Source organism: Ruegeria sp. N4, from assembly GCF_056531425.1.
In genome coordinates, this window is the sequence record NZ_JBQFLT010000008.1 from 147,458 (window position 1) to 170,109 (window position 22,652).

A 22,652-nucleotide genomic window follows, 5' to 3' on the forward strand; every position below is an offset into this window, starting at 1 on the left:
TCACCAATCCGCGATCGACATGGCCGCATAAGCAGGCGGCAGAACCGCGCGTCGCCACCTGCCAAGGGGAAATCGCTGCGGAGGCTGTGTCATCGGACCGGGCAGCCCGGCATCTTGTCCCAGAGCCAATCGCGCCAAGGCCCGACCACAATAGGTGCCCATTGCAACGCCGTTGCCATGAAACGCAAAACCCGCGAACAGGCCGGGTTGCCGGGGCACCGGGCCCGCATAAGGCACCAAACCGTGGGACAGGCACACCATGCCCGACCAGATATGCGTGATCTCGATCCCGGCCCAGGCAGGGAACATTCGCCTGAAATCCCTTTGCACCTTGTGACGAATTGCAGCCTCGGCCCGGTCCGAGGATCGCAGGCCACCGCGCATCCCGAAAAGGAATCGCCCGTCGGGCATCAATCGGAAATAGTGCAGCAAATGCCGCGTGTCATAGCACATCTGATCCGAGGTCCAGCCCTGCGCCATCTTCTCTGCCTCGGTCAGGGGGCGTGTGACCAGAACGGTGGATTGCGCCGGTAGATACCGGCCAGACAACCAGTCCGGCACATCCTCGCTTGAATAGCCATTGGTGCAGATCAGGATCGTGTCGGCCTGTACACAGCCTTTGGGGGTGGTCAGCCGAAACCCCGGCCCGGATTTCTGGACGCGCTGAACCGGGCTTTTCTGATAAAGCTGCACCCCCAGATCCTGCGCAGCCTGCGCGAGGCCAAACAGATATTTGCGCGGGTTCAGGCCAAAGCCGGCGGGAGTCGTGTAGCCACCGTGAAACGGGCCGTTCAGCCCCAACGCGGGCAGGTCGTTGGCCTCGTGCAGGGTGCCGTTCTTGTCTGCATGCCGACGCAGACGGGTCATTGCGCGCTTGGTATGCGCCAGTTGGGTTTCGCCTGCGGAATGTGTGTCGGCATCGATCTCATGCTTGTTCAGCAACCCGGCAACCAGCTGGACCGCATCCTGTTCTGCCTGCCCGTAGGCGTCCGCCTCGTGTTCGCCGAACCGGCGCACCATGGTCCCGTGGTTCAGCTTTGAGCCGCCCAGACAGCAAAACCCGCCGTTGCGACCCGAGGCGCCCCAGCCGGGGGTTTCCGCCTCGAACACCGCGACCGAGGCCCCGCCGTCTGCCAGATACAGCGCGGCAGAGACGCCGGTGAAACCTCCGCCAATTATGGCGACATCGACGCTCTGATCACCTTTCTGCACCGGCCAATCGGGGCTGGGGCAGGTTTCATCCCACCAACACCCCGCGCGCGGGCCGGGACCGTAGGTATAGTCGGGGAAAATGCGCCTCATTCCGTTCGGGCAGCGGCCATTTCATCTTGTCGCTGCCGCATCATCGCGCGTTTTGTCACCAACGAGGCGGTGATCACGCCAAGGGTGACAACCGCGATCATGATAGTCGACAGCGCGTTGATTTCAGGGCTGACCCCCAGACGCACGGCCGAGAATATCCGCATCGGCAAGGTCGTGGCCGACGGGCCCGAGGTAAAGGACGCGATCACCAGATCGTCCAGCGACAGGGTGAAGGCCAGCAACCAGCCCGAGATCACGGCAGGCGCAATAATCGGCAGGGTCACCAGACGAAACGCTTGCGCCGGAGAGCAACCAAGATCTAGCGCGGCCTCTTCCAGCGACTGATCGAACGTCACAAGCCGCGACGAGACGACAACGGACACAAAGCACATCGAGAACGTCGTGTGCGCCAACACAATGGTCAGGATGCCCCGATCCAATCCGATGCCGATGAACAGCAACAGCAGCGACAATCCGGTGATGACTTCGGGCATCACCAGCGGCGCATAGATCATGCCCGAAAACAGGGTACGGCCAAAGAAACGCCCTCCGCGTACCAACACATAGGCGGCAGCAGTGCCCAAAATGGTGGCGATCGTTGATGAGAGCACGGCCACGCGCAACGTCACCCATGCGGCATCCAGGATCTGTTCGTTCTGGAACAGCTCTCCATACCACTTGGTCGAGAAACCCGCCCAGACTGTGACCAGCTTGCTTTCATTGAAGCTGTAGATGATCAGGATCAGCATCGGGATATACAAGAAGGCGAACCCCAGCGTCAGCGAGACCGTGTTGAACCAGCTTAACCTGCTCATTGTTCGGCCTCCGTCTGTTTTTGCTGGTTACGCTGGAACAGCACAATCGGGATCACCAGGATCAACAGCAGGACAACAGCAACGGCACTGGCGACGGGCCAGTCGCGGTTCGAGAAGAACTCTTCCCACAGAACCTTACCGATCATCAGCGTGCCCGAGCCGCCCAGCAGGGACGGGATCACGAACTCACCAATTACAGGGATCATCACAAGGAAGCAGCCCGCGATTATGCCGGGACGCGACAGCGGGATGGTCACCAGCCAGAAGGCTTGCAGCCGCGAACAGCCCAAATCCTCGGCAGCTTCGATCAGGGATTCGTCCATCCGTTCCAGTGCGGAATAAATCGGCAGGATCATGAAGGGCAGATAGGTGTAGACGATGCCGATATAGACCGCCGTGTTGGTGTTCAGGATCGTCAAGGGGGTCGAGATGATGCCCGTCCAGAGCAGCAGTTGGTTCAGGTATCCTTCGTTCGACAGAATGCCCATCCACGCATAGACGCGGATCAGGAACGAGGTCCAGAACGGCAGGATCACCAGCATCATCAGCGTCGGCCGCCATTCCTCGGGCGCGCGCGCCATGCCATAGGCGATCGGATAGCCCACCAGCAATGTGAAAAAGGTCGAGATTAGGGCGATTTTGACGCTGGATAGGTAAGCCTTCCAATACAGGTCATCCTCGGTCAGCCAGACGAAGTTTTCGAAATCCAGCTGGCTGAAGAAGTCCTTGATCCCGGCCCATCCCTGCGAAAGGTCCAGCGTCGGCGTATAGGGCGGGATCGCCAGTTCAGTGTCGGACAGAGAGATCTTCAGTACGATGAAGAACGGCACCATGAACAGCGCCAGCAGCCAGACATAGGGAACGGCAATCAGCAGGGCGCGGCGCATCAGTTCGCCAGCAGAACCGCAGCCGTTGCTGTCCAGGACAGCCAGACCGGGTCTTCCCACGTGAACGACCGGCGCGAGATGCGACGGGTATTGGCGGATTGCGCCTTGATGATCGTGCCGTTTGCCAGTTCGACGTGATAGGTGGACAGATTGCCCAGATAGGCGATGTCATGCACCTTGCCCTGAATGGCATTGATTGCGTCTGTTGGGCGGTCGGCGGAAATTGTCACCTTCTCGGGCCGGATTGCCAGATGGCAGGATTGGCCATTCGAGAACCCGGCGTCCGAGGTTGCGGTCAGCGGGGCCTGCCCCTCGGCCCAGTCGATCTGATAGGTATCCTGACCGTTTGATGTCGCGCGGCCTTCGATAATGTTCACATCGCCAATGAAGTCTGCGACGTAGACCGAATTCGGGGTCTCATAGATGCGATCCGGCGTGGCGACCTGCATCAGCCTGCCCTGATCCATTACGGCAACGCGGCTGGCAACGGTCATCGCCTCTTCCTGATCGTGGGTGACGATCACAAAGGTCGTGCCGGTTTTTTCCTGAATGTCCATCAGTTCGAACTGCGTGTCCTGCCGCAGTTTCTTGTCCAGCGCGCCCAGCGGTTCATCCAGCAAAAGCAACCTTGGCGCCTTGGCCAGTGACCGCGCCAACGCCACCCTTTGCCGTTGCCCACCCGAGATCTGATGCGGCTTGCGGCGGGCAAATTGCTCCAGCCGGGTCAGGCGTAGCATTTCCTCGACCCGGTCTTCAAGATCATGCTTGGGCATGTTGTCCCGGCGCAGACCAAAGGCGATGTTGTCCCAGATGCTGAGATGCGGGAACAGGGCATAGGACTGGAACATCATGTTCACCGCCCGCTTGTTCGGCGGGATCGGGTCAATGTCCTGACCGCCCAGCATGATATGCCCTTCGGTCGGGGTCTCGAACCCTGCCAGCATCCGCATCATCGTGGTCTTGCCGCAACCGGACGGGCCGAGCAGAGCAAAGAATTCCCGTTCGAAAATGTCCAGCGACAGGTTGTCGATGGCGGTAAAACCGCCGAACCTTTTGGTCACATTCTGGAACTGGATAAGTGGTTTCGCCTGTGGGTCATCCCACGGCGCAAAGACTTCGGTGTTCAAAGCGGCCCCCGTCGATCTCTACGGACAAAATGAACACGGGGCGGTCCACCCGCCCCGTGTTGAATGATCAGGTGCCTGACTTGATCTTGGTCCACAGACGGGTCACGACCCGCTGGGTTTTCGACGGGTATGGCGTCGTGATGTAGAGGTTCTGCATCGTGGCCTCATCCGGGTAAATCGCCGGATCGCCGATCACGTCCTCGGCCAGAAATTCCTGCGAGGCCTTGTTGCCGTTGGCGTAGTACACATAGTTCGACGCGGCGGCCATGTTATTGGCGTCCAGGATGAAATCGAGGAACTTATGCGCCCCTTCCGGGTTCGGCGCATCCGCAGGAATGGCCATCTGGTCGAACCACATCAACGAGCCTTCGGCAAACGGGTGGTATTCAATCTCGACCCCGTTATCCGCCTCGGCCGCGCGGTCCCGCGCCTGAAGGATATCGCCCGACCAACCAACGGCGACGCAGATATCCCCGTTTGCCAGCGCGTTGATATATTCCGAGCTGTGGAATTTCTGGATATGCGGGCGCACCGCGGTCAGAACACCTTCGACCTTCTTGATCACATCCGGATCGTGGCTGTCCGGGTCTTCACCCAGATACTGCAACGCCATCGGTATCATTTCAGATGGTGCATCCAGGAAATGCACACCGCATGAGGCAAGCTTTTCCATGTTTTCTGGTTTCAGAACCAGATCCATGCTGTTCAGCGCCACATCGTCACCCAAGGCTTCTTTGACCTTGCCGACATTCACGCCAATTCCAGTCGTCCCCCACATGTAGTTGATGGAATGGGCGTTGTTCGGATCGTAACCCGACGTGCGGTCCTGGATGACATCCCAGAGGTTTCCGGCATTCGAAAGCTTGGCTGTGTCCAGTTCCTGAAAGGCGCCCGCTTGGATCTGGCGCTGAAGGAACGTGCCCGACGGCACCACGACATCATAGCCCGATCCACCGGCCAGCATCTTGGTTTCGAGAACCTCGTTGCTGTCGAACACGTCGTAGATCAGCGTCAGACCTGTTTCTTCCTCGAATTTCTTCAAAAGGTCCTCATCGATATAGTCGGACCAGTTGTAGACACGCACCTCGTCGGCAAAGGCCGCCGAAACCCCCAACGCGATGACCGCTGTCAGTGTCAGCGTTTTGATTGACATTTTCTTCTCCCTGCAAGTGTCCCGATATTTTCCCGGTTTTTTGGATTTGATCAAGTTTTGCGTTTTTCAGCCGCACGCAGTATGCTTTCATGACGGTTCAAACCCGGCAAGCTGTCGGCTTGCAAATTGGAATGAACCACTTGGATTTGATCAAAAATAAGGCATCTACGACAAAGATGGACGGCAAAAAAAGCCCAGTACATGAGCAGGTGTACCAGACCCTCAAATCTCAGATCCTGTTCGGCGATCTGGTTCCGGGTCAGCCCGTAACGATCCAGGGACTGACTGATTCGCTTGGGGTCGGGATGACGCCGGTACGCGAAGCGATCCGTCGTCTGATCTCGGACGGGGCATTGGTGTTTCAGGGCAATCGCAGGGTCAGTGTTCCGCTGGTATCGGACTCGGATATCGCGCAGATGATCTTTGCCAGAAAGTCAATAGAATCAGAACTTTCTCGTCTGGCGACAGCCAATCTGAAACCTTCGGATATCGACGCGCTGGAACGGTTGGACCAGCGCCTTGATCGTATGATCGCGGATGGCGATGTCAGCGGATACCTGCAATTGAACTACGCGTTTCACGAGGCGCTGTATGCCCATGCCAACGCCCCGATTCTGCGCGAACTGGCCGAACGGCTGTGGCTTCGCTTCGGCCCATCGCTGCGGGTTGTCAGTGGGCGTTTCGGAACGCAAAGCCTGCCGGACAGGCATAAAGACATCATTGCCGCCCTACGCAAAGGAGACGCAGAAAAAGCCGCCCTGGCCACCGCGCAGGACATCGAACAAGGGATGGAGCTGATGATCGGCGCGCTGGCCACCGCCTAGGCAACAGCGATTCGATTGACAGCAAAAAATTTGATCATATTCTGAGTACCAACTGCTGCAGGAGGTTTCAGGATGTCCACCATCACCAATCACATGCCCACAGCCGAGTTGCAGGCACTGGACGCGGCGCACCACCTCCACCCGTTTTCCGCCAATGGGGCGCTGGGTCAGGAAGGGGCTCGGGTGATCACGCGCGCCAAAGGTGTTTATCTGACCGACAGCGACGGTGAAGAGATTCTGGATGCCATGGCCGGTCTGTGGTGCGTGAACATCGGCTATGGCCGCGATGAACTGGCAGACGTGGCCGCACGTCAGATGCACGAACTGCCCTATTACAACACGTTCTTCAAAACGACCCATGTCCCCGCTATTGCGCTGGCGGCGAAAATTGCCGAACTGGCTCCGGGCGATCTAAACCACGTGTTCTTCGCAGCCGGCGGGTCCGAGGCCAATGACACCAATATCCGTCTGGTCCGCACCTACTGGGCCGAGAAAGGCCAGCCCGACAAGAACATCATCATCAGCCGTCACAACGCCTATCATGGCTCGTCCGTGGGGTCGGCCTCGCTGGGCGGCATGGCGGGGATGCACGCGCAGGGCGGCATCCCGATCCCGAACATCCATCACATCAACCAGCCGAACTGGTGGGCCGAAGGTGGCGACATGTCACCCGAAGAATTCGGCCTCGCCCGTGCGCGCGAGCTGGAAGAGGCGATTCTGGAACTGGGCGAAGATCGCGTAGCCGCTTTCATCGCCGAACCTGTGCAAGGCGCGGGCGGTGTGATCGTTGCACCCGACAGCTATTGGCCCGAGGTTCAGCGGATTTGTGACAAATACGATATCCTGTTGATCGCGGATGAGGTGATCTGCGGCTTTGGACGCACCGGCAACTGGTTCGGCTCGCAAACCGTTGGGATCAAGCCGCATATCATGACCATCGCCAAGGGTCTCAGTTCGGGCTACGCGCCCATCGGCGGCTCGATAGTGAATGACGAGATCGCCGAGGTCATCGGTGGGACCGAATTCAACCACGGCTATACCTATTCCGGCCACCCGGTCGCGGCTGCCGTGGCGCTGGAAAACCTGCGTATTCTGGAAGAAGAACAGATCGTCGAGCATGTCCGCGACGTGGCCGCGCCCTATCTGAAACAGAAATGGGAGGCGCTGGCCGATCACCCGCTGGTGGGTGAGGCCAAGATCGTCGGCATGATGGCCTCGGTCGCGCTGACCCCGGACAAGGCCAGCCGCGCCAAGTTTGCGTCGGCGCCGGGCACCGTGGGCTATATCTGCCGCGACCGCTGCTTTGCCAATAACTTGATCATGCGCCATGTGGGCGACCGAATGATCATCTCTCCGCCGCTGATCCTGACCCCTGCGGATATCGACGAGATGTTTGTGCGGATCTACAAATCGCTGGATGAGGCTCAGGCAGAAATCATCGCGCAGGGGCTGATGAAGGCGGCGTCCTGACATTCTGACACTTGCCGGAGACGACCTAACGTCTCCGGTATCGCCGTGCGCAACCGCTATTTCTGCGCGATGGATTTGAGGCCAAGCAGGACGGCGGCGCCGATCATGAAGCCGCCGCCAGTGCGTTCGATCCAAACACGCGCGGTTCCTTTGAACCGCTTGGCAATCCAGCTTGCGCTGAACCCGTAGGCCGACAGAAACACGCCATCCATCGCGATATAGGTCGCGCTCAGGATCAGGAATTGTGGCCAGAAGGCACTGTCGGCAGAGATGAATTGCGGAAACAGAGCGGCAAAGAACACGACCGCCTTCGGATTGGCCGCCGAGGTCAGAAAGCCTTGCATCCACAGGGTTTTCAGGGATGCCTTGGGGCGGGCCTCATCCAGATGCGGATCGTCCGGCTTGGCGCGACGGATCATCATGAACCCAAGCCACAGAAGATAGGCAACACCCGCCCATTTGATGACGGCCAGCGCAGTGCCCGAGGCCGCAACGATGGCGGCCAAGCCCAGACCGGCGGCCAGCATCTGCAGCGCATTTGCGGTCAGGTCCCCTGCCGCCGTTGAGAGCGCACGTTTGAACCCATGTGCGCCGCTATTTGACAGCATCAGCAATTGGCTCGGTCCCGGGGTGCTCATCAATGCAAGCACCGTCAGGACATAGATGGTCCAGGTTTCGATAGTCATGTGATCACCTTCTGCATCTCGCGAAGGCTATCACCAATTCCCTGAAACGCCAGCGCGCATTCACCTCAACCGTTCCAGCAACTTCAACGTCGGATACCCGTCCGGCAGCAACCCCTGCGCCAGTTGATAGGCCCGAACCGCATTGATCGTGTTCGGCCCGGTGCGCCCGTCGATGCCCTGCGTGTCGAACCCCGCATTGGTCAGGCGGGTTTGCAGCTCTTTCTTTTCGGTGAAACTGAGTATCCGATCCCCTCGGGGCCAGTCACCCCGAAACGGAGCATACCCGGCCAGACGGTCGGACAGGTGACCGATCCCGATCACATAGGCATCCGCGCCGTTATAGGCCTCGATCACGCGAAAATTGTCGAAGATCATCAGCGCCACGCCCTGCCCTCCGGCGGGCAGCAGGATTGCGGCCTGCCCGTAGTCGCGCACGGGTTTACCATCGCGCCCAACCACACCTCGGGCCGCCCAGTCCGACGGCATCAAGGTATAGTCCCGCTTGGCCGTGGCATAGTTGAAGCCTTCGGGCAGTCGCACCTCGACCCCCCAGGGCTGTCCTTTGGTCCAGCCATGTCGTGCCAGATAGGCGGCGGCAGAGGCCAGCGCGTCCGTTGGATCGTCCGACCAGATATCACGCCGCCCATCGCCATCGAAATCGACGGCGTGATCCAGATACGAGGTCGGCATGAACTGCGTATGCCCCATTGCCCCGGCCCAACTGCCCACCATCCGACCGGCGCTGACATCCCCGGCCTGAACGATCTGCAAGGCGGCAATCAACTGCGCCTCAAAGAACGACGCCCGGCGGGCATCAAAGGCCAGAGTGGCAAGCGACCTTATGGTCTGATTGCTGCCGCGATACGATCCGAAAGACGTCTCCAGCCCCCAGATCGCGGTCACGACCTCTTTCTCGACGCCATATTGCGCCTCGATCCGATCCAGCACCGCGCCGTGGCGCCCCAACGCCGCGCGTCCGTTGGAAATACGCGTGTCCGAAACGGCGCTGTCCAGATACTCCCAGATCGGCTTGCTGAACTCGGCCTGATTGCGGTCGCGTCGGATAACGTCCTTGTCGTATATCAAACCCGCCAAGGCCCGGTTCAGAGTGGTCTGCGAGATGCCCTGATCCCGCGCCCGGCCCTCAAACGCCCCCAGCCAGGCCTGAAACCGCGCGTTCCCTGCCGCCGACACCCGCACCACCTCAGCCGAGGGTCGGGGCACCGGGCGAATTGACGTTGTCACCTCCGCCGAAGCCAATTGGATTTCGCCCTCCAATGGCCGAGACTCGGGCCTTGGAGACTGTTCTGTCGCTGACGCCTGCACGATGGATGCCCATAATGCGGCGGTCATGACGCCACCTACGCATTTACGCATTCCGTTTTTTCCTGATTACTGCTCAACCCCGAGGATAGCGCAAAATCAGGTATTCTCAAAGCGCTCAGCGCTCGTCCTCGCGCGCTTGTGCTTGGCGTTCGGCACGGATGTGCGCAAGCACATCGCGCAGCATCGGCACGCGATTGGGGCGAAAGCTTTGATCCGTCACGGACATGTCACGGATACGGTCCAGCCGGAAGACCCGGAAATCTTGCCTTAGGTGGCACCAGCTGAGCAACACATTCGAGCGGTCCATATAGACAATGCTCAGCGGATCGACCCGCCTGCGGGTTTCATCGCCCTTGGCATCGGTATAGGCAAACTCGATCGTCCACTCATCCCATGTCGCACGCCGCAGCTCGGCGACCTCGATCGTCGGCGCGGGCGGGCGGGCAAAGCGCGTTGCAGCCAGCACCGCGTGGCTAAGCCTGTGAGACTGGCGGGGCGGCAACCGGCCCTGCAACTTGCGCAATGCGGCGCTGGCGGCCTCCGACAAGGCCGGATCGCCGATCACCTGCACTTCGCGCAGGCCCAGAACCAGGGCCTCAAGCTCGTCATCGGTGAAGCCAAGCGGCGGTAGAGTTGCGTCTTCAATCAGGGTGAATCCGAACCCGGCCTCGCCGTCGATCACGGCCCCAAGGCCGCGTAACGCATCGATATCCCGGTGGATTGTGCGCGGCGACACGCCCAGATCTTCGGCCAATTGCACCGAGGTTTTCGGGGACGGGCCAGAACGCAGGGCTTGCATCAATTGGAACAGGCGGGCGGTACGGGACATGATGTATCTTACCCTACCGCTAATGCCAGAAACTGTCATCAGTACAGACTAGGGTCCGATCATCCCCACTGATGGAGCCCCTGATGCTGACCCTACTGACCTTCCCCTCGGCCTTTGGCGTGTTCAGCGCCAGCCCGTTCTGCGTGAAAACCGCGCTGATGCTGCAGCACTCCGGCCAAAGCTGGCAGCGATCCGACATGCTGGATCCCCGCAAGATGCCGCACCAGAAACTGCCCGTCCTTCGCACGCCTGAACGGCTGGTGCCCGACAGCGACCTGATCCGCGAATGGCTGGAACATCAGGGCGCCGATTTCGATCAGGGCCTGACGGATGTGGAAAAGGCACAGTCCCGCGCGCTGATCCGAATGGTTGAGGAGCACCTTTATTTCCACATCGTTCTGGATCGCTGGGGTAATGATCAGGTCTGGTCTATCCTGCGCGAGATGTTCTTTGACGGAATCCCGGCACTGATCCGCAAACCGGCCTCGAACGCGATCCGCAAATCCGTTCTGAAGGGGATCAGGACCCAGGGCATCGGCCGCTTTTCCCAGAATGAACGTCTGGACCGGGTTGAGCGCGATCTTGAGGCGATCTCGGCCTATCTGTGGCAATCGCCGTTTCTGTTGGGCGAACACCCGACGGCGGCGGACATGAGCGTTGGGCCCATGCTGGCCGCGATGCGTGCCACCCCTGCCGATACCCCCCTGACCCGTCGGATCAAACAGGATAACCTGCTCAACAGCTATGTGGATCGGATGGAACAGGCAGTACCGCTGGCATGACACAGTTCGAGGACCCCGCCGTCGCCGCAGCCTTCGCGGCCTTGCCACCAGAGACCCGCGCCGGTGCGTTTGCCTTGCGCAATCTGATCCTTGAGACGGCCAGCGACCTGCCCAGCGCGCAACCGCTGCAAGAGGCGCTGCGCTGGGGTCAGCCTGCGTATCTGGCGCCCAAGGGCTCGACCATTCGGCTGGGCGGGCATAAGTCCGCGTGCTTTGCCCTGTTCGTGCATTGCCAAAGCCGGTTGATGGGTAATTTCACCAGCGCCTTTCCGGGTGAAGATCGGATCGACGGAAACCGGGCCGTGCTGTTCGACGATATGGGCCAGATCGATCCCACCCGCCATGGCTGGCTGATCGCGCGGGCCTTAACCTATCACCTCTGACGCCGTTTGCGTTCCACCTTGCGCTTGATCTTGTCCTTCTTGCGCTTGGTGCTGACCGCCTTGCGCCGCGTGGGCCGTCCCTTGGCCCCGCGTCCGCGCGGCAGAGCCTGATCGTCAATGGACAGCAGTTCCAGTTCCAGCCCGCCGGTCACCGGTGTTGCCTCGGTCAGTCGCACAGTGACACGCTGGCCGATGGCGATGATCAAGCCTGTGTCTGAACCCATCAGCGTTCCGGCCTCGCGGTCGAAATGGAAGAATTCACGCCCCAGAGAACGCACGGGCACCAGCCCATCCGCGCCGGTTTCGTCCATCTTCACAAAGGCTCCGAACCGGGCGATGCCGCTGATCCGGCCCGAGAACTCATTGCCAACACGTTCGCTGAGATACGCGGCCAGATAACGGTCGGTCGTGTCACGTTCCGCCATCATCGAGCGGCGCTCGGTGTCCGAGATATGGGTGGCGGTTTCGTCGAGCCTAGCGATCTCATCCTCGGTCAGCCCGTCTGTGCCCCAGCCATGGGCTGAGATCAGCGCGCGATGCACGATCAGGTCGGCATAGCGGCGAATGGGTGAGGTGAAATGCGCGTAGTTCCGCAGCGCCAGCCCGAAATGGCCGAAATTCTCGGGGTTGTAATAGGCCTGCGCCATGGATCGCAGGGTGGTGAGGTTGATCAGTTCCGCATCCTCGGTCCCGGCAGCCGCATTCAGCAGCGTGTTCAGATGGCGGGTTTGCAGCACCTGACCCTTCGCCAGATTCAACCCGGCTGCCTGCGCCGTTTCCCGCAGGCTTTCAAGCTTCTCGGGCGCAGGTTCCTCATGCACTCGGAACAGCAGCGGGCGGCGTTTGGCGATCAGGGTTTCGGCGGCGGCGACATTGGCGAGGATCATGAATTCCTCGATCAGCTTATGCGCATCCAGCCGGTCGCGGAACGCCACGCTGGTGACCTCGCCGGTGTCGGAGAGGACAATCTTGCGTTCGGGCAGGTCCAGCTCCAACGGCTGTCGTACCGCCCGCGCCTTTTTCAGCGCGGCATAGGCGGCATAGAGCGGTTTCAGTACCGTCTCCAGCAACGGCCCGGTGCGGTCGTTGGGTGTGCCGTCAATGGCCTCCTGCACCTCGGCGTAATGCAGCGACGCAGCCGACCGCATCAGACCGCGCACGAACCTGTGGCCGATCTTGTTGCCTTCGCCATCGATTTGCATCCGCACGGCGATACAGGCACGCGGGACGCCTTCGTGCAAGGAACACAGATCGCCCGACAGACGATCCGGCAGCATCGGCACCACACGGTCGGGGAAATAGCTGGAATTGCCGCGCTTGCGCGCCTCGCGGTCCAGCGCGGTGCCGGGCTGCACATAGGCGGCGACATCCGCGATGGCGACCCAGATCACATGGCCGCCGGGGTTCTTGGGGTCGTCATCGGCATGGGCATAGCAGGCGTCGTCATGATCCCGCGCGTCCGAGGGGTCGATGGTCAGCAGCGGCATGTCCCGCAGATCCTCGCGGCCCTTCAGGCCAGCGGGTTTGGCCTTGTCGGCCTCATCAATCACCTTGTCGGGGAAATCGTCGGGGATACCATGCTGATGGATCGCAATCAGCGAGACTGCCTTGGGGGCGGTAGGATCGCCCAGACGCTCGACGATCCGCGCACGGGGCAGGCCCATGCGGTTCTTGGGTCCGGCCTGTTCGGCCTCGACCAATTCGCCATCCTTGGCCCCATGCACCGCGCCTTCGGGCACCAGCCATTCGGTCGAACCGGCCTTGTCGATGGGCACGATCCGCCCGCCCTCGGCCCCTTTCCGAAAGATGCCGACGATCTTGCGCGGGTTGGTGCCGATGCGGCGGATCAGGCGGGCCTCGTAATTGTGGTCTTCCTCATGCACCACGGTCAGGCGGGCCAGAATGCGGTCGCCTTCGCCCAGCGCCGGATCGCTGGCGCGGGTGATCAGTAGCACGATGGGCTCGACCCCCTCGCCATGCCACTCCAGCGGGCGCGCAAACAGGTCGCCATCGGCATTGGGGGCCTTCACCTGCAACACGCTGACCGGTGGCAGGCGATCCGGGTCGCGATAGCTGCGCTTGCGCTTTTCCAGATGCCCCTCGGCCTCAAGTTCCTTGAGGATGCGTTTCAGGTCGATCCGATCCGCGCCCTTGATGCCAAAGGCCTTTGCGATATCGCGTTTCGAGGTCAGGGTGGGGTTCGCCGAGATCCAGTCCAGGACCTCCTGCTTGGTGGGGATGCGAGTCATGATCCCGGCCTAGCACGGGGACGCGACCGCGTCATGACCAAAAACATCAGCGATCGAGATCGGCCACCGTATCCACATCATGCAACTGGTCCAGCAGCGCCACCCGGCAACCGGGGACCGAGGCCAGCGTGTCCGCCAATGTGTGCTCGCTGGACCAGCGCACGTCGCGAAACAGCCCCGGCGGCAGCGCCCCATAGCGTTGCGCGCCGACCAGCCAATAGCCGCCATCAGGGGCCGGACCGAATACCATCTGCGCGCGCCCCAGCGCCCCGAACGCCCGCGCAATATGCCCACGCGAGATACCGGGAATATCCGCGCCTATCAGACATACCGGCCCTTTGGGCATCCCGCGCAGCATCCGCCCCATGCGGTCACCCAGATCACCCCGCCCCTGCGCCGCACGCGGCAGGTCAGCGGGCCAGATGCGGCTGGTCAGCCCCTCGCGATCCGGAGACACCGCCAGAACGATCTGCCAGCGCGGGTCCCGCAGCCGCCGGATCAGCGCCCGTGTCTGATGCCGGAACCACCACGCCGCGCCGACCATGCCGATATCGCGCCCCAGCCGCGTCTTGACGCGCCCCGGATGGGGCTCCTTGACCATGATGACCAGAGTGCGCTGCATGGCTTAGGCAAAATAATCCGTCAGAATGCGCGTATAGATCGCCTTGAGCTGTTCGATCTGGGCCACCTCGACGCATTCGTCCACCTGATGCATGGTGCGGCCCACCAGCCCGAACTCGACCACCGGGCAGTGGTTCTTGACGAACCGCGCGTCCGAGGTGCCGCCGGTCGTCGACATCTCAGGCTGCACACCCGTCTCCGCCTCAACCGCCTGCGCCACCAGATCGGACAAAGGACCGGGCGGGGTCAGAAAGCTTTCGCCCGAGATTTTGATTCTGGTCTCAACCTCAACGCCATATTCTTCGGCCGCACGCGCGGCCTCAGCTTTCAGCCAGTCACTCAGGCCCGTGCCGGAATGCAGGTCGTTGAAGCGGATATTGACGGTGCCACGGCATTGCGCCGGGATGACATTTGTTGCGGGGTTGCCGGTGTCGATTGTGACCACGGCCAGCGTCGAGGCATCGAAATGGTCACTGCCTTGGTCCAGTTCATGACTGGCCAGACGGTCCATCAGCCGCGCCATCGCGGGCAGAGGGTTCTTCGCCCGGTGCGGATAGGCGGAATGGCCCTGTACGCCCGTCACGGTGAACCACGCGGTCATCGACCCGCGCCGCCCGATCTTCATCATCTCGCCCATTGTGTTCGGACAGGTGGGTTCGCCGACCAGACAAACGCTCATCCGTTCGCCGACCTGATCCATATGATCAAGCAGGGCGGTGGTGCCATCCAGCGCATCGGCCTCTTCATCGCCGGTTATGGTCAGGATGATCGCGCCATCCGGCGGCGTGTCGCGTACGAAATCCACGGCGGCAGCAGCAAAGGCGGCAACGCCAGATTTCATGTCCGTTGCGCCGCGCCCATACATCACCCCGCCCTGAACCTCGGCCCCGAAAGGTGGTTTGGTCCAGGCGGAGTCGTCGCCAACGGGAACCACATCGGTATGGCCGTTGAATCCAAATGTTCGTGCATGTCCTTTGGCCCCCCAACGGGCGAACAGGTTGCTGATCCCACCGCGATCCACTCGGGTGCATTCGAACCCTGCATCCGACAAAAGACCCTGTAACAGGACCAATGCACCGCCTTCGGCAGGTGTGACCGATGGGCAACGGATCAGGTCCGCCGTCAATTGAACTGGATCGGTCATTTAAGGGCCTCTTTGGTGGTGGTGCGCTCAGGTTCGTGCACAGATTCAACGAATTGGCCGGATTGCCAACCCCAATCCGCAATTTTCACAGTGACGAACACGCAACGTATCGACCTGAGACGCCAATAAATCATGGTGCTTTACCCCGGGACGTGCTTGCCGCCATGCACACATTCGCGTTACAGGGCCGCGAAACAGGTGAATTGACCATGAAGCGCGCATTCTACGCCCTGATCTGCCTGACTTTCGCCGTTCTCGCACAGCAAAGCCTGGCACAAACGCTGAATGTCACAACCGTGACCCGACCGCCGTTTTCCTATGTGGAGGACGAGGCCGAGACCGGATTCTCGATGGACCTGCTTGCGGCGCTGGCCGAGGCGCTGGACTGGGACTACACGGTATCCCGGGTCGAAGGTTTTTCGGACATGCTGGGCGCGGTTCGGGACGGGTCTGCGGATCTGGCGATTGCCAATATCTCGATCACCGCGATGCGCGAAACCCAGATGGATTTCAGCCAGCCGATCTTTGAGGCCGGATTGCAGATCATGGTGCCCTCGGACGCGGTGCGCAGGCCATCGCTGCTGCAGGCCCTGCTGTCGACCGAGCTGTTCATTGCTATTGGCCTGGCCTTTGCCATCCTTCTGGGCGGCGGCATGCTGATGTGGGGGTTCGAGCGGCGCGCGCAGCCCTATTTCGACCGAAAGCTGAACGAGGCGTGGTTTCCATCCTTCTGGTGGGCGCTGAATCTGGTCGTGAATGGCGGGTTTGAGGAACGGATGCCGCGCACGCCCTTCGGCCGCATTCTGGGCGTTGTACTGGTCGTCTCGTCCCTGTTCATCGTGTCGGTCTTTACCGCCCGGATCACCAGCGTCATGACGGTGGACGCGATCACCGGCAATGTAAATTCGGTCAATGACCTCTACGGCAAGAATGTCGGCACCATCACGGGCTCGACCGCCGCCAGTTTCCTGACCCGGCGCGAGATTGAATTCACCGGTTACACCGGGCTGGATCAAATGCTCGAAGCATTCAAGGCCGAAGATCTGGACGCGGTGGTGTTCGACGCGCCCATCCTGTCCTACTTCGCCGCCCATGAAGGTCGTCGGATCGCCAGCATGACCGGAGGCATCTTCCTGCGGGAGAACTATGGCATTGCCTTCCCGACCGGTTCGCCCCTTGTCGAAGAGGTCAACCAGGCGCTGTTGGCCCTGCGCGAAGACGGGACCTATGACGAGATTTACCGCAACTGGTTCGGGATGCAGAACTAGGGCAAGTCCGCTTTACGGCTGCGCGTCACCTTCGAAAAACGGCGTCATCTGCGCGACGATCACCGCATTCTCATCCAGCGCCCGCTGCATCAGGGCACGTTCGTCCGGATCAATGTCGTGGCCCTGCGCCTCGCGCTCGGCCAGCGTGCCATAGCCCGTGACATCCAGAGGCGCGGTATCTGCCTGTTTCAGGATCGCCACGGTTTCGCGCACCGCCTCGGCTTCATCCACGCCGCTGGCAAAGCACATCAGGGCCGCCCCGGTCGCCCCGTCGGGCAAGCCGTCGCCGTCCTTGCGACCGATTTGGACCAACAGGGTATAGACTTGCTGACGCGAAGGTTTCTTTTGCTTTTCCATGCAACGGGCCATAGCCGCGCGCCCGCCTACGGTCAAGCAGCCGGGAATTGCGTGCAGGCTTTCAAGCGTCCATAGTGCCAAAACACAGCCCGTTGCCAATTGCAGAGGACTTTTGATGCCCTATCCCGATTTTATTACAGCCTTCCCAAGCCTCGACATTCCCTTCCCCGAGGACGTGGTGCAAACCGCCGTCATCCGGTCTGATGCGGGTCTGGTGGCGTTCTTCACGTTCCTTAAGGATTTTGAACTGCCCGCACATTCGCACAAAGCGCAGTGGGGCACGATTATCGAGGGCGAGGTTGAATTGACCATCGGCGGCGAAACCAGAACATACGGCCCCGGCGACAGCTATTCGATCCCTTCGGGCGTCGAACATGGCGGCAAGATCAAGGCCGGTACGCGGGCCATTGATGTGTTTGAAGAACCGGATCGCTATCCGATCAAGGGATAGGCAGGCAACAAAAAAGGGCCGCGGCACGCGCCACAGCCCTTTGTTCGTTTCCGCAGATGCCTTAGTCCCGCAGCAACTCGTTGATACCGGTTTTCGAGCGGGTCTTTTCGTCCACCCGCTTCACGATCACTGCGCAATACAGGCTGATGTTGTTCTTCGACGGCATCGAACCCGCCACAACAACCGAGTAGGGCGGCACTTCGCCATAGGTCACCTCGCCGGTTTCGCGGTCCACGATCTTGGTGGATTTGCCGATGAACACACCCATCCCCAGAACCGAGCCTTCGCGGACGATACAGCCCTCGACCACCTCGGACCGCGCGCCGATAAAGCAGTTGTCTTCGATGATGGTCGGACCGGCCTGCATCGGTTCCAGCACGCCGCCAATACCAACGCCGCCCGACAGGTGCACGTTCTTGCCGATCTGCGCGCAGGACCCGACGGTGGCCCAGGTGTCAACCATGGTACCCTCGTCAACGTAAGCGCCCAGGTTCACGAAGGACGGCATCAGCACCACGCCCGGCGCGACATAGGCCGATTTGCGGACCACGCAGTTCGGCACGGCGCGGAAGCCAGCGGCCTTCCACTGGTCCTCACCCCAACCGGCGAACTTGCTGTCCACCTTGTCCCACCAGCCACCGGCCTGCGGGCCGCCCGACTGGATTTCCATGTCCTTGATGCGGAAGCCCAGCAGAACCGCCTTCTTGGCCCATTGGTTCACATGCCAATCGCCGCTCTCCAGCTTTTCGGCCACACGCAGCGATCCGCTGTCCAGTGCGTTCAGCGTATCCTCGATGGCTTCGCGCTGTTCGCCGGTGGTTGCGGGCGAGATGGTATCGCGGGCCTCCCATGCGGCTTCGATGGCGGCTTCCAGTTGCGCATTGGACATTGGGCGTCTCCCTAGAGAATCTGTTCGTGTCGGTGTGGCCTATACGCAAGCCGGACCCACGGCGCAATGCGACGAACGCGGGTCTTTTTGCGTCCAATCCGCGCTATCCTCAGCTTGCGCGGCGAATATGCCGGATCAGAATGGCCGTTGCCGCGCCCGTATCCTTGCGCTTCAGGGCCTGCACGATGGACAGGTGGTCCTTGTCCACACGCCGCGTCCATTTGGGGCGCCAATGGGCAAATAGGTGCCGGGCGCTGGCGATGTGCAGGTCATCGATGGTGTGCAACAGGCGCGGCAAACCGCAGGGCGTCAGGATTGCACGGTGAAAGGCGCGATTGCGCGCCTCCCATTCCGGCATGGTTTCAGCGTCGTCGCAGGCAATACGAGCCGCCTCAATCCGGTCCAGATCCGTGGGCGACATGTTCTGCGCCGCCTGCTGCAGGGCAAGCGGTTCCAGCGCCACGCGCATCTCGATCACTTCGCGTATCTCGGCGGGATCCAGAACCGAGACACGCATCCCCCGTCTGGGCTCGCTGTGGGCCAGCCCGTGCGCCTGAAGCCGCAGCAGCGCTTCGCGCACCGGCACGTGGCTGGTGTCAAAGGATTTGGCGATATGGTCCTGACGCAATTTCTCACCGGCGCTTAAGGCCCCGGTGATGATCTGCTGGCGCAGGTTTTCGTAGATCGTGTCGGCAATCGTGGCGTTCATAGATTATCGATAAAATCGTCAACGCCTGCCCACAAGCCGATAATTCACGCCGCAAACGGATCGGGGGCGATATTTCCACCGCAAACCAGAACCGCCACGCGTTCCCCCGGTTCCGGCTGATACGCACCCGACATCAGGGCTGCCAAGGCCGCTGCCCCTGCGGGTTCAACAAGGATACGATGTGCCTGCCACAAGGCGCGTTGTGCGTCGGAAATCGCCTGATCCGAGACCAGAACCGAGGGCATCCCCTGCGCCAGATCAAAACAGATCGATCCAATCCGCCGCGCACCCAGCGCGTTGGCTGCAACCCCAGAAACCGAAACATCCACCGGCTCACCCGCTTTCAACGCCACATGCAACGCGCAGGAGGTTTCCGGCTCAACCGCCACGACCTTGCGCGCACCCTGAAACCACGCCAACGCCCCGGCAATCAGGCCGCCGCCGCCAACAGCGATCAGGACGGTATCAGCCTGCAAACCTTGCGCGTCCCATTCCGCAAAGCACGTCCCCTGCCCCGCCACGGTGGCCGGCGCGTCATAGGCATGGATCTGCATCGCGCCGGTCTGTTCCTCATGCTCCTGCGCCATGGTCAGGGCATTGGCGTATTCACCGGGCACCACGCTCAGATCCGCGCCGATCTGTTCGATCAGGGCGATCTTGGACGGTCCGGCCAGTTCCGGCACGAAAATCTTGGCCGGATGGCCCAGCGCCCTCGCGGCATACGCCGCCGCCGCCCCGTGATTGCCGCCCGAAGCCGCCACAACGCCCGCCTGCGGCACATCCGTGCTGAGCAGCGTGTTGAACGCCCCGCGCGCCTTGAAGCTGCCGGTGTGCTGCATATGCTCCAGCTTCATCTCAATCGGGTAGCCGGGAATGTGGCTCTGTATCACCGGGGTCACCTGTGCGTGCCCGTCTATCCGACCGGCTGCTGCCTGAATTTTGCTCTTCCAATCCATGTTTGTCTTTCCGTGACTGGCACTCTGCCCGCGAACCCTATAGCTGTTTGTCAAACACGCAAGCAGGGATCGATCAACGATGAGAGAAGACCGCCACAGCCCGTTCCGCGATGCGCAGACCGACCGCTCGACCGCGAGCGAGGTGCCGGATACGCCGCAGACGCGCTCACCCGCCTATCGCCTTGCCTTCGCCGACGAAGAATTCCTGTGCCGGGACGAACTGCGCCCGGTGCGCCTGCAGCTGGAGCTGCTGAAACCCGAGATGATCATGAGCGAGCGTCAGATCACCTCGACCATCGTCATGTTCGGCGGCGCGCGTATTCCGGAACCGTCGCAGAAGCACACGGCACGGACGGAAACGCTGGCCGGGCTGTCCGAATATTACGACGAGGCGCGCGAATTTGCCCGACTGATGACCGAAAAATCGAACGAGACCGGCTGCCGTGAGAACGTGATCGTCACCGGCGGTGGCCCCGGCGTGATGGAGGCCGGAAACCGGGGCGCTCAGGATGCGGGCGGCTGTTCCATCGGGCTGAACATCGTGTTGCCGCATGAACAGGCCCCGAACCTGTATGTGACGCCCGAGCTCAGCTTCAATTTCCACTATTTCGCGATCCGCAAGATGCATTTCCTGATGCGCGCCCGCGCCATCACCATCTTCCCCGGCGGCTTTGGCACCATGGATGAGTTGTTCGAATCCCTGACCCTGATCCAGACCGGCCGGATGGACCGCGTGCCTTTCCTGCTATTCGGGCGCGAATTCTGGGAAACGGTGATCAACTGGGAAGCGCTTGCGGATGCGGGTACCATCTCGGACGAAGATCTGGATCTGTTCCGCTTTGTCGATACCGCGCAAGAGGCGGTCGAGATCATCGAGAACTGGGAACCCGCCCCACCCCGCGACGCAATTCCGGGGCGCTGAGTCATGGCACCGAAGATCTCAGAAATGCTGCACCTGCGCGGCAACGCCCTGAACGCTGGCGAGCCGGTGGCGCTGCCGCTGACCCAAAGCAGCATGTATCACCTGCCGGGGCCGACAGATGGTCTGGCCACCTATGGCCGCGTCGACAACCCCACTTGGGTCCAATTGGAACATATGCTGTCGCATCTGGAAGACGCGCCGTGCCTCTGCTTTCCGTCGGGCATGGCGGCGATCTCAGCGGCGCTGTTTGCGACCGTTCAGGCCGGATCGCGGCTGTTGATCCCTTCGGACGGCTATTACGTCACGCGTCTGCTGTCGGATCGGTTCCTCTCACGCCTCGGTGTTGAGGTCGAAGAACGCGCGACGACGGCTTTTGCCGAAGGTGGTTTTGCCGGGTTCGATGTGGTGTTTGTCGAAAGCCCCTCGAACCCCGGTCTGGACATGATCGACCTGAAAGCGGTTGCCGAACAGGTGCGCGCCGCCGGTGGGGTGACCATCGCCGACAACACAACCCTGACACCGCTAGGCCAGCGCCCGTTGGATCTGGGCATCGACGTGGTTGTGTCATCCGACACCAAGGCGATGGGCGGGCATTCCGATATGCTGATGGGCCATGTGGCCAGCCGCAACACTCAGATCATGGAACGGGTCGAGGAATGGCGGAAGGTTTCCGGATCAATCCCCGGCCCGCATGAGGCTTGGCTGCTGCATCGCGGGTTGGAAACTCTGGATGTGCGCTTTGACCGGATGTGCAACTCGGCGCAGCTGCTGGCGGAGCGGTTGGCGGGGCATCCGAAGGTGAAACAAGTTCGCTACCCGGGCCTGCCAGACGACCCCGCGCACGCCTTGGCGCAGGCTCAAACGGCGCGATTCGGGTTCCTGTTGTCCCTGACGTTGGGCAGCGAAGCGCAGGCCGAAGCCTTCATCAACACCTGCCCCTTGCTGCGCCCCGCAACCTCATTCGGAGGCGTTCACAGCTCGGCCGAGCGCCGCGCCCGCTGGGGCGATGACGTCGATCCAGCGTTCATCCGCCTCTCTGTTGGCTGCGAGCCAGTCGAGGAGCTGTGGCAAGCCATCGAGGCCAGCCTGAACGCGCTGTGATTACTTTTTAGGTTCGCGCAGTTCTTTGAACACATAGATCGGCAGCACGATACTGCCGATCAGCGCGCCCAGCCAGACCAGCAGCGTCGCCGCCAGCAGGTTCGAGATACCGCCAATGGTCAACCCAGCCGTGATCCAATCGGTCACCAGCAGGCCCACGAAGGTCACGATCAGCGCGATCCCGCCTTTCAGCGCGGGCGCTTTCTTTTCCCCAAGTTTCAGGATCAGCGGCTCGGCCACCACCTGAACCAGGGTGAAGACGATCACCACAACGATGAACGACAGCGGCTTGATCGAAAACCCGGACAGCAGCAGCACAGCCAACAACAACCCAAGAGCATTCCCGGCCAGCAGGGCCAGAGCGGATTTGATTCTGCGCGACATGGGGTGGCCTCCGTCAA

General features: G+C 61.3%; 24 protein-coding genes. 8 read left to right on the forward strand and 16 right to left on the reverse strand.

Going from position 1 to position 22,652, the window contains the following annotated elements; genetic code table 11:
- The 5 genes from ACR0LW_RS13990 to ACR0LW_RS14010 all read right to left on the reverse strand — a co-directional run bounded on the left by ACR0LW_RS13990 (window position 1) and on the right by ACR0LW_RS14010 (window position 5,284).
- A complete protein-coding gene (locus ACR0LW_RS13990) occupies window positions 1–1,302 on the reverse strand; it encodes an NAD(P)/FAD-dependent oxidoreductase (protein ID WP_170455295.1) in 1,302 nt (433 codons plus the stop codon).
- Window positions 1,299–2,117 carry an ABC transporter permease gene (locus ACR0LW_RS13995; RefSeq protein WP_170737775.1) on the reverse strand — a complete coding sequence of 273 codons (819 nt, stop codon included), beginning with the start codon at window positions 2,115–2,117 and terminating at the stop codon, window positions 1,299–1,301. The genes ACR0LW_RS13990 and ACR0LW_RS13995 overlap by 4 nt, the downstream gene beginning before the upstream one ends.
- Entirely contained in the window at window positions 2,114–3,004 is an 891-nt protein-coding gene (locus tag ACR0LW_RS14000) for an ABC transporter permease subunit (protein WP_170624715.1), read from the reverse strand. The genes ACR0LW_RS13995 and ACR0LW_RS14000 overlap by 4 nt, the downstream gene beginning before the upstream one ends.
- Window positions 3,004–4,131, reverse strand: coding sequence for an ABC transporter ATP-binding protein (locus ACR0LW_RS14005; RefSeq protein WP_170634195.1), 1,128 nt, complete (start codon window positions 4,129–4,131; stop codon window positions 3,004–3,006). Before ACR0LW_RS14005 ends, ACR0LW_RS14000 begins: the two co-directional genes overlap by 1 nt.
- A gap of 67 nt (window positions 4,132–4,198) precedes the next feature.
- Window positions 4,199–5,284 carry a polyamine ABC transporter substrate-binding protein gene (locus ACR0LW_RS14010; RefSeq protein WP_170455303.1) on the reverse strand — a complete coding sequence of 362 codons (1,086 nt, stop codon included), beginning with the start codon at window positions 5,282–5,284 and terminating at the stop codon, window positions 4,199–4,201.
- Between the two features lie 140 nt (window positions 5,285–5,424).
- Between ACR0LW_RS14010 and ACR0LW_RS14015 the strand changes: the two genes are divergently transcribed.
- Complete coding sequence (locus tag ACR0LW_RS14015; RefSeq protein WP_480882992.1) at window positions 5,425–6,108, forward strand: GntR family transcriptional regulator; 684 nt, start codon at window positions 5,425–5,427, stop codon at window positions 6,106–6,108.
- Between the two features lie 72 nt (window positions 6,109–6,180).
- A complete protein-coding gene (locus ACR0LW_RS14020) occupies window positions 6,181–7,578 on the forward strand; it encodes an aspartate aminotransferase family protein (protein ID WP_480882993.1) in 1,398 nt (465 codons plus the stop codon).
- A gap of 56 nt (window positions 7,579–7,634) precedes the next feature.
- Here ACR0LW_RS14020 and ACR0LW_RS14025 read toward each other — a convergent pair whose 3' ends face one another.
- From ACR0LW_RS14025 to ACR0LW_RS14035, 3 genes are all read right to left on the reverse strand, one after another.
- Entirely contained in the window at window positions 7,635–8,264 is a 630-nt protein-coding gene (locus ACR0LW_RS14025; protein ID WP_480882994.1) for a LysE family translocator, read from the reverse strand.
- Between the two features lie 60 nt (window positions 8,265–8,324).
- Window positions 8,325–9,641: a lytic murein transglycosylase gene (locus ACR0LW_RS14030; RefSeq protein WP_480882995.1), complete on the reverse strand. Its 1,317-nt coding sequence runs from the start codon at window positions 9,639–9,641 to the stop codon at window positions 8,325–8,327.
- Between the two features lie 64 nt (window positions 9,642–9,705).
- The gene (locus tag ACR0LW_RS14035) at window positions 9,706–10,419 is read right to left on the reverse strand and encodes a helix-turn-helix transcriptional regulator (protein WP_480882996.1); all 714 of its coding nucleotides are present in this window, start codon (window positions 10,417–10,419) and stop codon (window positions 9,706–9,708) included.
- Between the two features lie 83 nt (window positions 10,420–10,502).
- Between ACR0LW_RS14035 and ACR0LW_RS14040 the strand changes: the two genes are divergently transcribed.
- Together ACR0LW_RS14040 and ACR0LW_RS14045 are read left to right on the forward strand one after the other, a co-directional pair.
- A complete protein-coding gene (locus tag ACR0LW_RS14040) occupies window positions 10,503–11,201 on the forward strand; it encodes a glutathione S-transferase family protein (protein ID WP_480882997.1) in 699 nt (232 codons plus the stop codon).
- On the forward strand, window positions 11,198–11,584 hold the full coding sequence (locus ACR0LW_RS14045) for a DUF1801 domain-containing protein (RefSeq protein ID WP_480882998.1): 387 nt from the start codon (window positions 11,198–11,200) through the stop codon (window positions 11,582–11,584). Before ACR0LW_RS14040 ends, ACR0LW_RS14045 begins: the two co-directional genes overlap by 4 nt.
- Here ACR0LW_RS14045 and rnr read toward each other — a convergent pair.
- The 3 genes from rnr to dapE are packed head-to-tail and all read right to left on the reverse strand — an operon-like array spanning window position 11,575 to window position 15,598.
- Window positions 11,575–13,833, reverse strand: a complete 2,259-nt coding sequence (rnr, locus tag ACR0LW_RS14050) for a ribonuclease R (protein ID WP_480882999.1) — start codon at window positions 13,831–13,833, stop codon at window positions 11,575–11,577. The two genes, ACR0LW_RS14045 and rnr, sit on opposite strands and share 10 nt — an antisense overlap.
- 46 nt (window positions 13,834–13,879) lie before the next feature.
- Window positions 13,880–14,455 carry a TIGR04282 family arsenosugar biosynthesis glycosyltransferase gene (locus tag ACR0LW_RS14055; protein WP_170455319.1) on the reverse strand — a complete coding sequence of 192 codons (576 nt, stop codon included), beginning with the start codon at window positions 14,453–14,455 and terminating at the stop codon, window positions 13,880–13,882.
- A 3-nt stretch (window positions 14,456–14,458) separates the two neighbouring features.
- Window positions 14,459–15,598 carry a succinyl-diaminopimelate desuccinylase gene (gene dapE / locus ACR0LW_RS14060; RefSeq protein ID WP_170455321.1) on the reverse strand — a complete coding sequence of 380 codons (1,140 nt, stop codon included), beginning with the start codon at window positions 15,596–15,598 and terminating at the stop codon, window positions 14,459–14,461.
- Window positions 15,599–15,807: 209 nt separating this feature from the next.
- On the opposite strand from dapE, the gene ACR0LW_RS14065 reads away from it, so the two are divergent.
- Window positions 15,808–16,866 (forward strand): transporter substrate-binding domain-containing protein, encoded by a 1,059-nt coding sequence (locus ACR0LW_RS14065; RefSeq protein ID WP_170455322.1) that lies wholly within the window; start codon window positions 15,808–15,810, stop codon window positions 16,864–16,866.
- A 12-nt stretch (window positions 16,867–16,878) separates the two neighbouring features.
- Here ACR0LW_RS14065 and ACR0LW_RS14070 read toward each other — a convergent pair whose 3' ends face one another.
- Window positions 16,879–17,223: a hypothetical protein gene (locus ACR0LW_RS14070; protein ID WP_170455325.1), complete on the reverse strand. Its 345-nt coding sequence runs from the start codon at window positions 17,221–17,223 to the stop codon at window positions 16,879–16,881.
- Window positions 17,224–17,338: 115 nt separating this feature from the next.
- Between ACR0LW_RS14070 and ACR0LW_RS14075 the strand changes: the two genes are divergently transcribed.
- Window positions 17,339–17,674 carry a cupin domain-containing protein gene (locus ACR0LW_RS14075; protein ID WP_170455327.1) on the forward strand — a complete coding sequence of 112 codons (336 nt, stop codon included), beginning with the start codon at window positions 17,339–17,341 and terminating at the stop codon, window positions 17,672–17,674.
- A 61-nt stretch (window positions 17,675–17,735) separates the two neighbouring features.
- On the opposite strand, the gene dapD is transcribed toward ACR0LW_RS14075, so the two are convergent.
- The 3 genes from dapD to ACR0LW_RS14090 all read right to left on the reverse strand — a co-directional run bounded on the left by dapD (window position 17,736) and on the right by ACR0LW_RS14090 (window position 20,228).
- Window positions 17,736–18,563 (reverse strand): 2,3,4,5-tetrahydropyridine-2,6-dicarboxylate N-succinyltransferase, encoded by an 828-nt coding sequence (gene dapD, locus ACR0LW_RS14080; protein WP_170523757.1) that lies wholly within the window; start codon window positions 18,561–18,563, stop codon window positions 17,736–17,738.
- A gap of 109 nt (window positions 18,564–18,672) precedes the next feature.
- Window positions 18,673–19,272, reverse strand: a complete 600-nt coding sequence (locus tag ACR0LW_RS14085) for a GntR family transcriptional regulator (protein WP_170634167.1) — start codon at window positions 19,270–19,272, stop codon at window positions 18,673–18,675.
- Between the two features lie 44 nt (window positions 19,273–19,316).
- On the reverse strand, window positions 19,317–20,228 hold the full coding sequence (locus ACR0LW_RS14090; RefSeq protein WP_480883000.1) for a threonine/serine dehydratase: 912 nt from the start codon (window positions 20,226–20,228) through the stop codon (window positions 19,317–19,319).
- A 79-nt stretch (window positions 20,229–20,307) separates the two neighbouring features.
- Between ACR0LW_RS14090 and ACR0LW_RS14095 the strand changes: the two genes are divergently transcribed.
- Both ACR0LW_RS14095 and ACR0LW_RS14100 read left to right on the forward strand, forming a co-directional pair.
- Window positions 20,308–21,150 (forward strand): LOG family protein, encoded by an 843-nt coding sequence (locus ACR0LW_RS14095; protein WP_480883001.1) that lies wholly within the window; start codon window positions 20,308–20,310, stop codon window positions 21,148–21,150.
- Window positions 21,151–21,153: 3 nt separating this feature from the next.
- Window positions 21,154–22,251, forward strand: a complete 1,098-nt coding sequence (locus tag ACR0LW_RS14100) for a cystathionine gamma-lyase (protein WP_480883002.1) — start codon at window positions 21,154–21,156, stop codon at window positions 22,249–22,251.
- On the opposite strand, the gene ACR0LW_RS14105 is transcribed toward ACR0LW_RS14100, so the two are convergent.
- Complete coding sequence (locus tag ACR0LW_RS14105; RefSeq protein ID WP_170624665.1) at window positions 22,252–22,635, reverse strand: phage holin family protein; 384 nt, start codon at window positions 22,633–22,635, stop codon at window positions 22,252–22,254.
- Window positions 22,636–22,652 lie beyond the last annotated feature (17 nt).

Bases quoted from the DNA above. Each gene is read 5' to 3' on its own strand.
- ACR0LW_RS14070 (WP_170455325.1), bottom strand. From the start codon at position 17,223: ATGGAAAAGCAAAAGAAACCTTCGCGTCAGCAAGTCTATACCCTGTTG.
- ACR0LW_RS14025 (WP_480882994.1), bottom strand. From the start codon at position 8,264: ATGACTATCGAAACCTGGACCATCTATGTCCTGACGGTGCTTGCATTG.
- ACR0LW_RS14020 (WP_480882993.1), top strand. From the start codon at position 6,181: ATGTCCACCATCACCAATCACATGCCCACAGCCGAGTTGCAGGCACTG.
- ACR0LW_RS14065 (WP_170455322.1), top strand. From the start codon at position 15,808: ATGAAGCGCGCATTCTACGCCCTGATCTGCCTGACTTTCGCCGTTCTC.
- rnr (WP_480882999.1), bottom strand. From the start codon at position 13,833: ATGACTCGCATCCCCACCAAGCAGGAGGTCCTGGACTGGATCTCGGCG.
- ACR0LW_RS13995 (WP_170737775.1), bottom strand. From the start codon at position 2,117: ATGAGCAGGTTAAGCTGGTTCAACACGGTCTCGCTGACGCTGGGGTTC.
- ACR0LW_RS14105 (WP_170624665.1), bottom strand. From the start codon at position 22,635: ATGTCGCGCAGAATCAAATCCGCTCTGGCCCTGCTGGCCGGGAATGCT.
- ACR0LW_RS14075 (WP_170455327.1), top strand. From the start codon at position 17,339: ATGCCCTATCCCGATTTTATTACAGCCTTCCCAAGCCTCGACATTCCC.
- ACR0LW_RS14035 (WP_480882996.1), bottom strand. From the start codon at position 10,419: ATGTCCCGTACCGCCCGCCTGTTCCAATTGATGCAAGCCCTGCGTTCT.
- dapD (WP_170523757.1), bottom strand. From the start codon at position 18,563: ATGTCCAATGCGCAACTGGAAGCCGCCATCGAAGCCGCATGGGAGGCC.
- ACR0LW_RS14100 (WP_480883002.1), top strand. From the start codon at position 21,154: ATGGCACCGAAGATCTCAGAAATGCTGCACCTGCGCGGCAACGCCCTG.
- ACR0LW_RS14045 (WP_480882998.1), top strand. From the start codon at position 11,198: ATGACACAGTTCGAGGACCCCGCCGTCGCCGCAGCCTTCGCGGCCTTG.
- ACR0LW_RS14030 (WP_480882995.1), bottom strand. From the start codon at position 9,641: ATGCGTAAATGCGTAGGTGGCGTCATGACCGCCGCATTATGGGCATCC.
- ACR0LW_RS13990 (WP_170455295.1), bottom strand. From the start codon at position 1,302: ATGAGGCGCATTTTCCCCGACTATACCTACGGTCCCGGCCCGCGCGCG.
- ACR0LW_RS14055 (WP_170455319.1), bottom strand. From the start codon at position 14,455: ATGCAGCGCACTCTGGTCATCATGGTCAAGGAGCCCCATCCGGGGCGC.
- ACR0LW_RS14040 (WP_480882997.1), top strand. From the start codon at position 10,503: ATGCTGACCCTACTGACCTTCCCCTCGGCCTTTGGCGTGTTCAGCGCC.
- ACR0LW_RS14085 (WP_170634167.1), bottom strand. From the start codon at position 19,272: ATGAACGCCACGATTGCCGACACGATCTACGAAAACCTGCGCCAGCAG.
- ACR0LW_RS14010 (WP_170455303.1), bottom strand. From the start codon at position 5,284: ATGTCAATCAAAACGCTGACACTGACAGCGGTCATCGCGTTGGGGGTT.
- ACR0LW_RS14095 (WP_480883001.1), top strand. From the start codon at position 20,308: ATGAGAGAAGACCGCCACAGCCCGTTCCGCGATGCGCAGACCGACCGC.
- dapE (WP_170455321.1), bottom strand. From the start codon at position 15,598: ATGACCGATCCAGTTCAATTGACGGCGGACCTGATCCGTTGCCCATCG.
- ACR0LW_RS14090 (WP_480883000.1), bottom strand. From the start codon at position 20,228: ATGGATTGGAAGAGCAAAATTCAGGCAGCAGCCGGTCGGATAGACGGG.
- ACR0LW_RS14000 (WP_170624715.1), bottom strand. From the start codon at position 3,004: ATGCGCCGCGCCCTGCTGATTGCCGTTCCCTATGTCTGGCTGCTGGCG.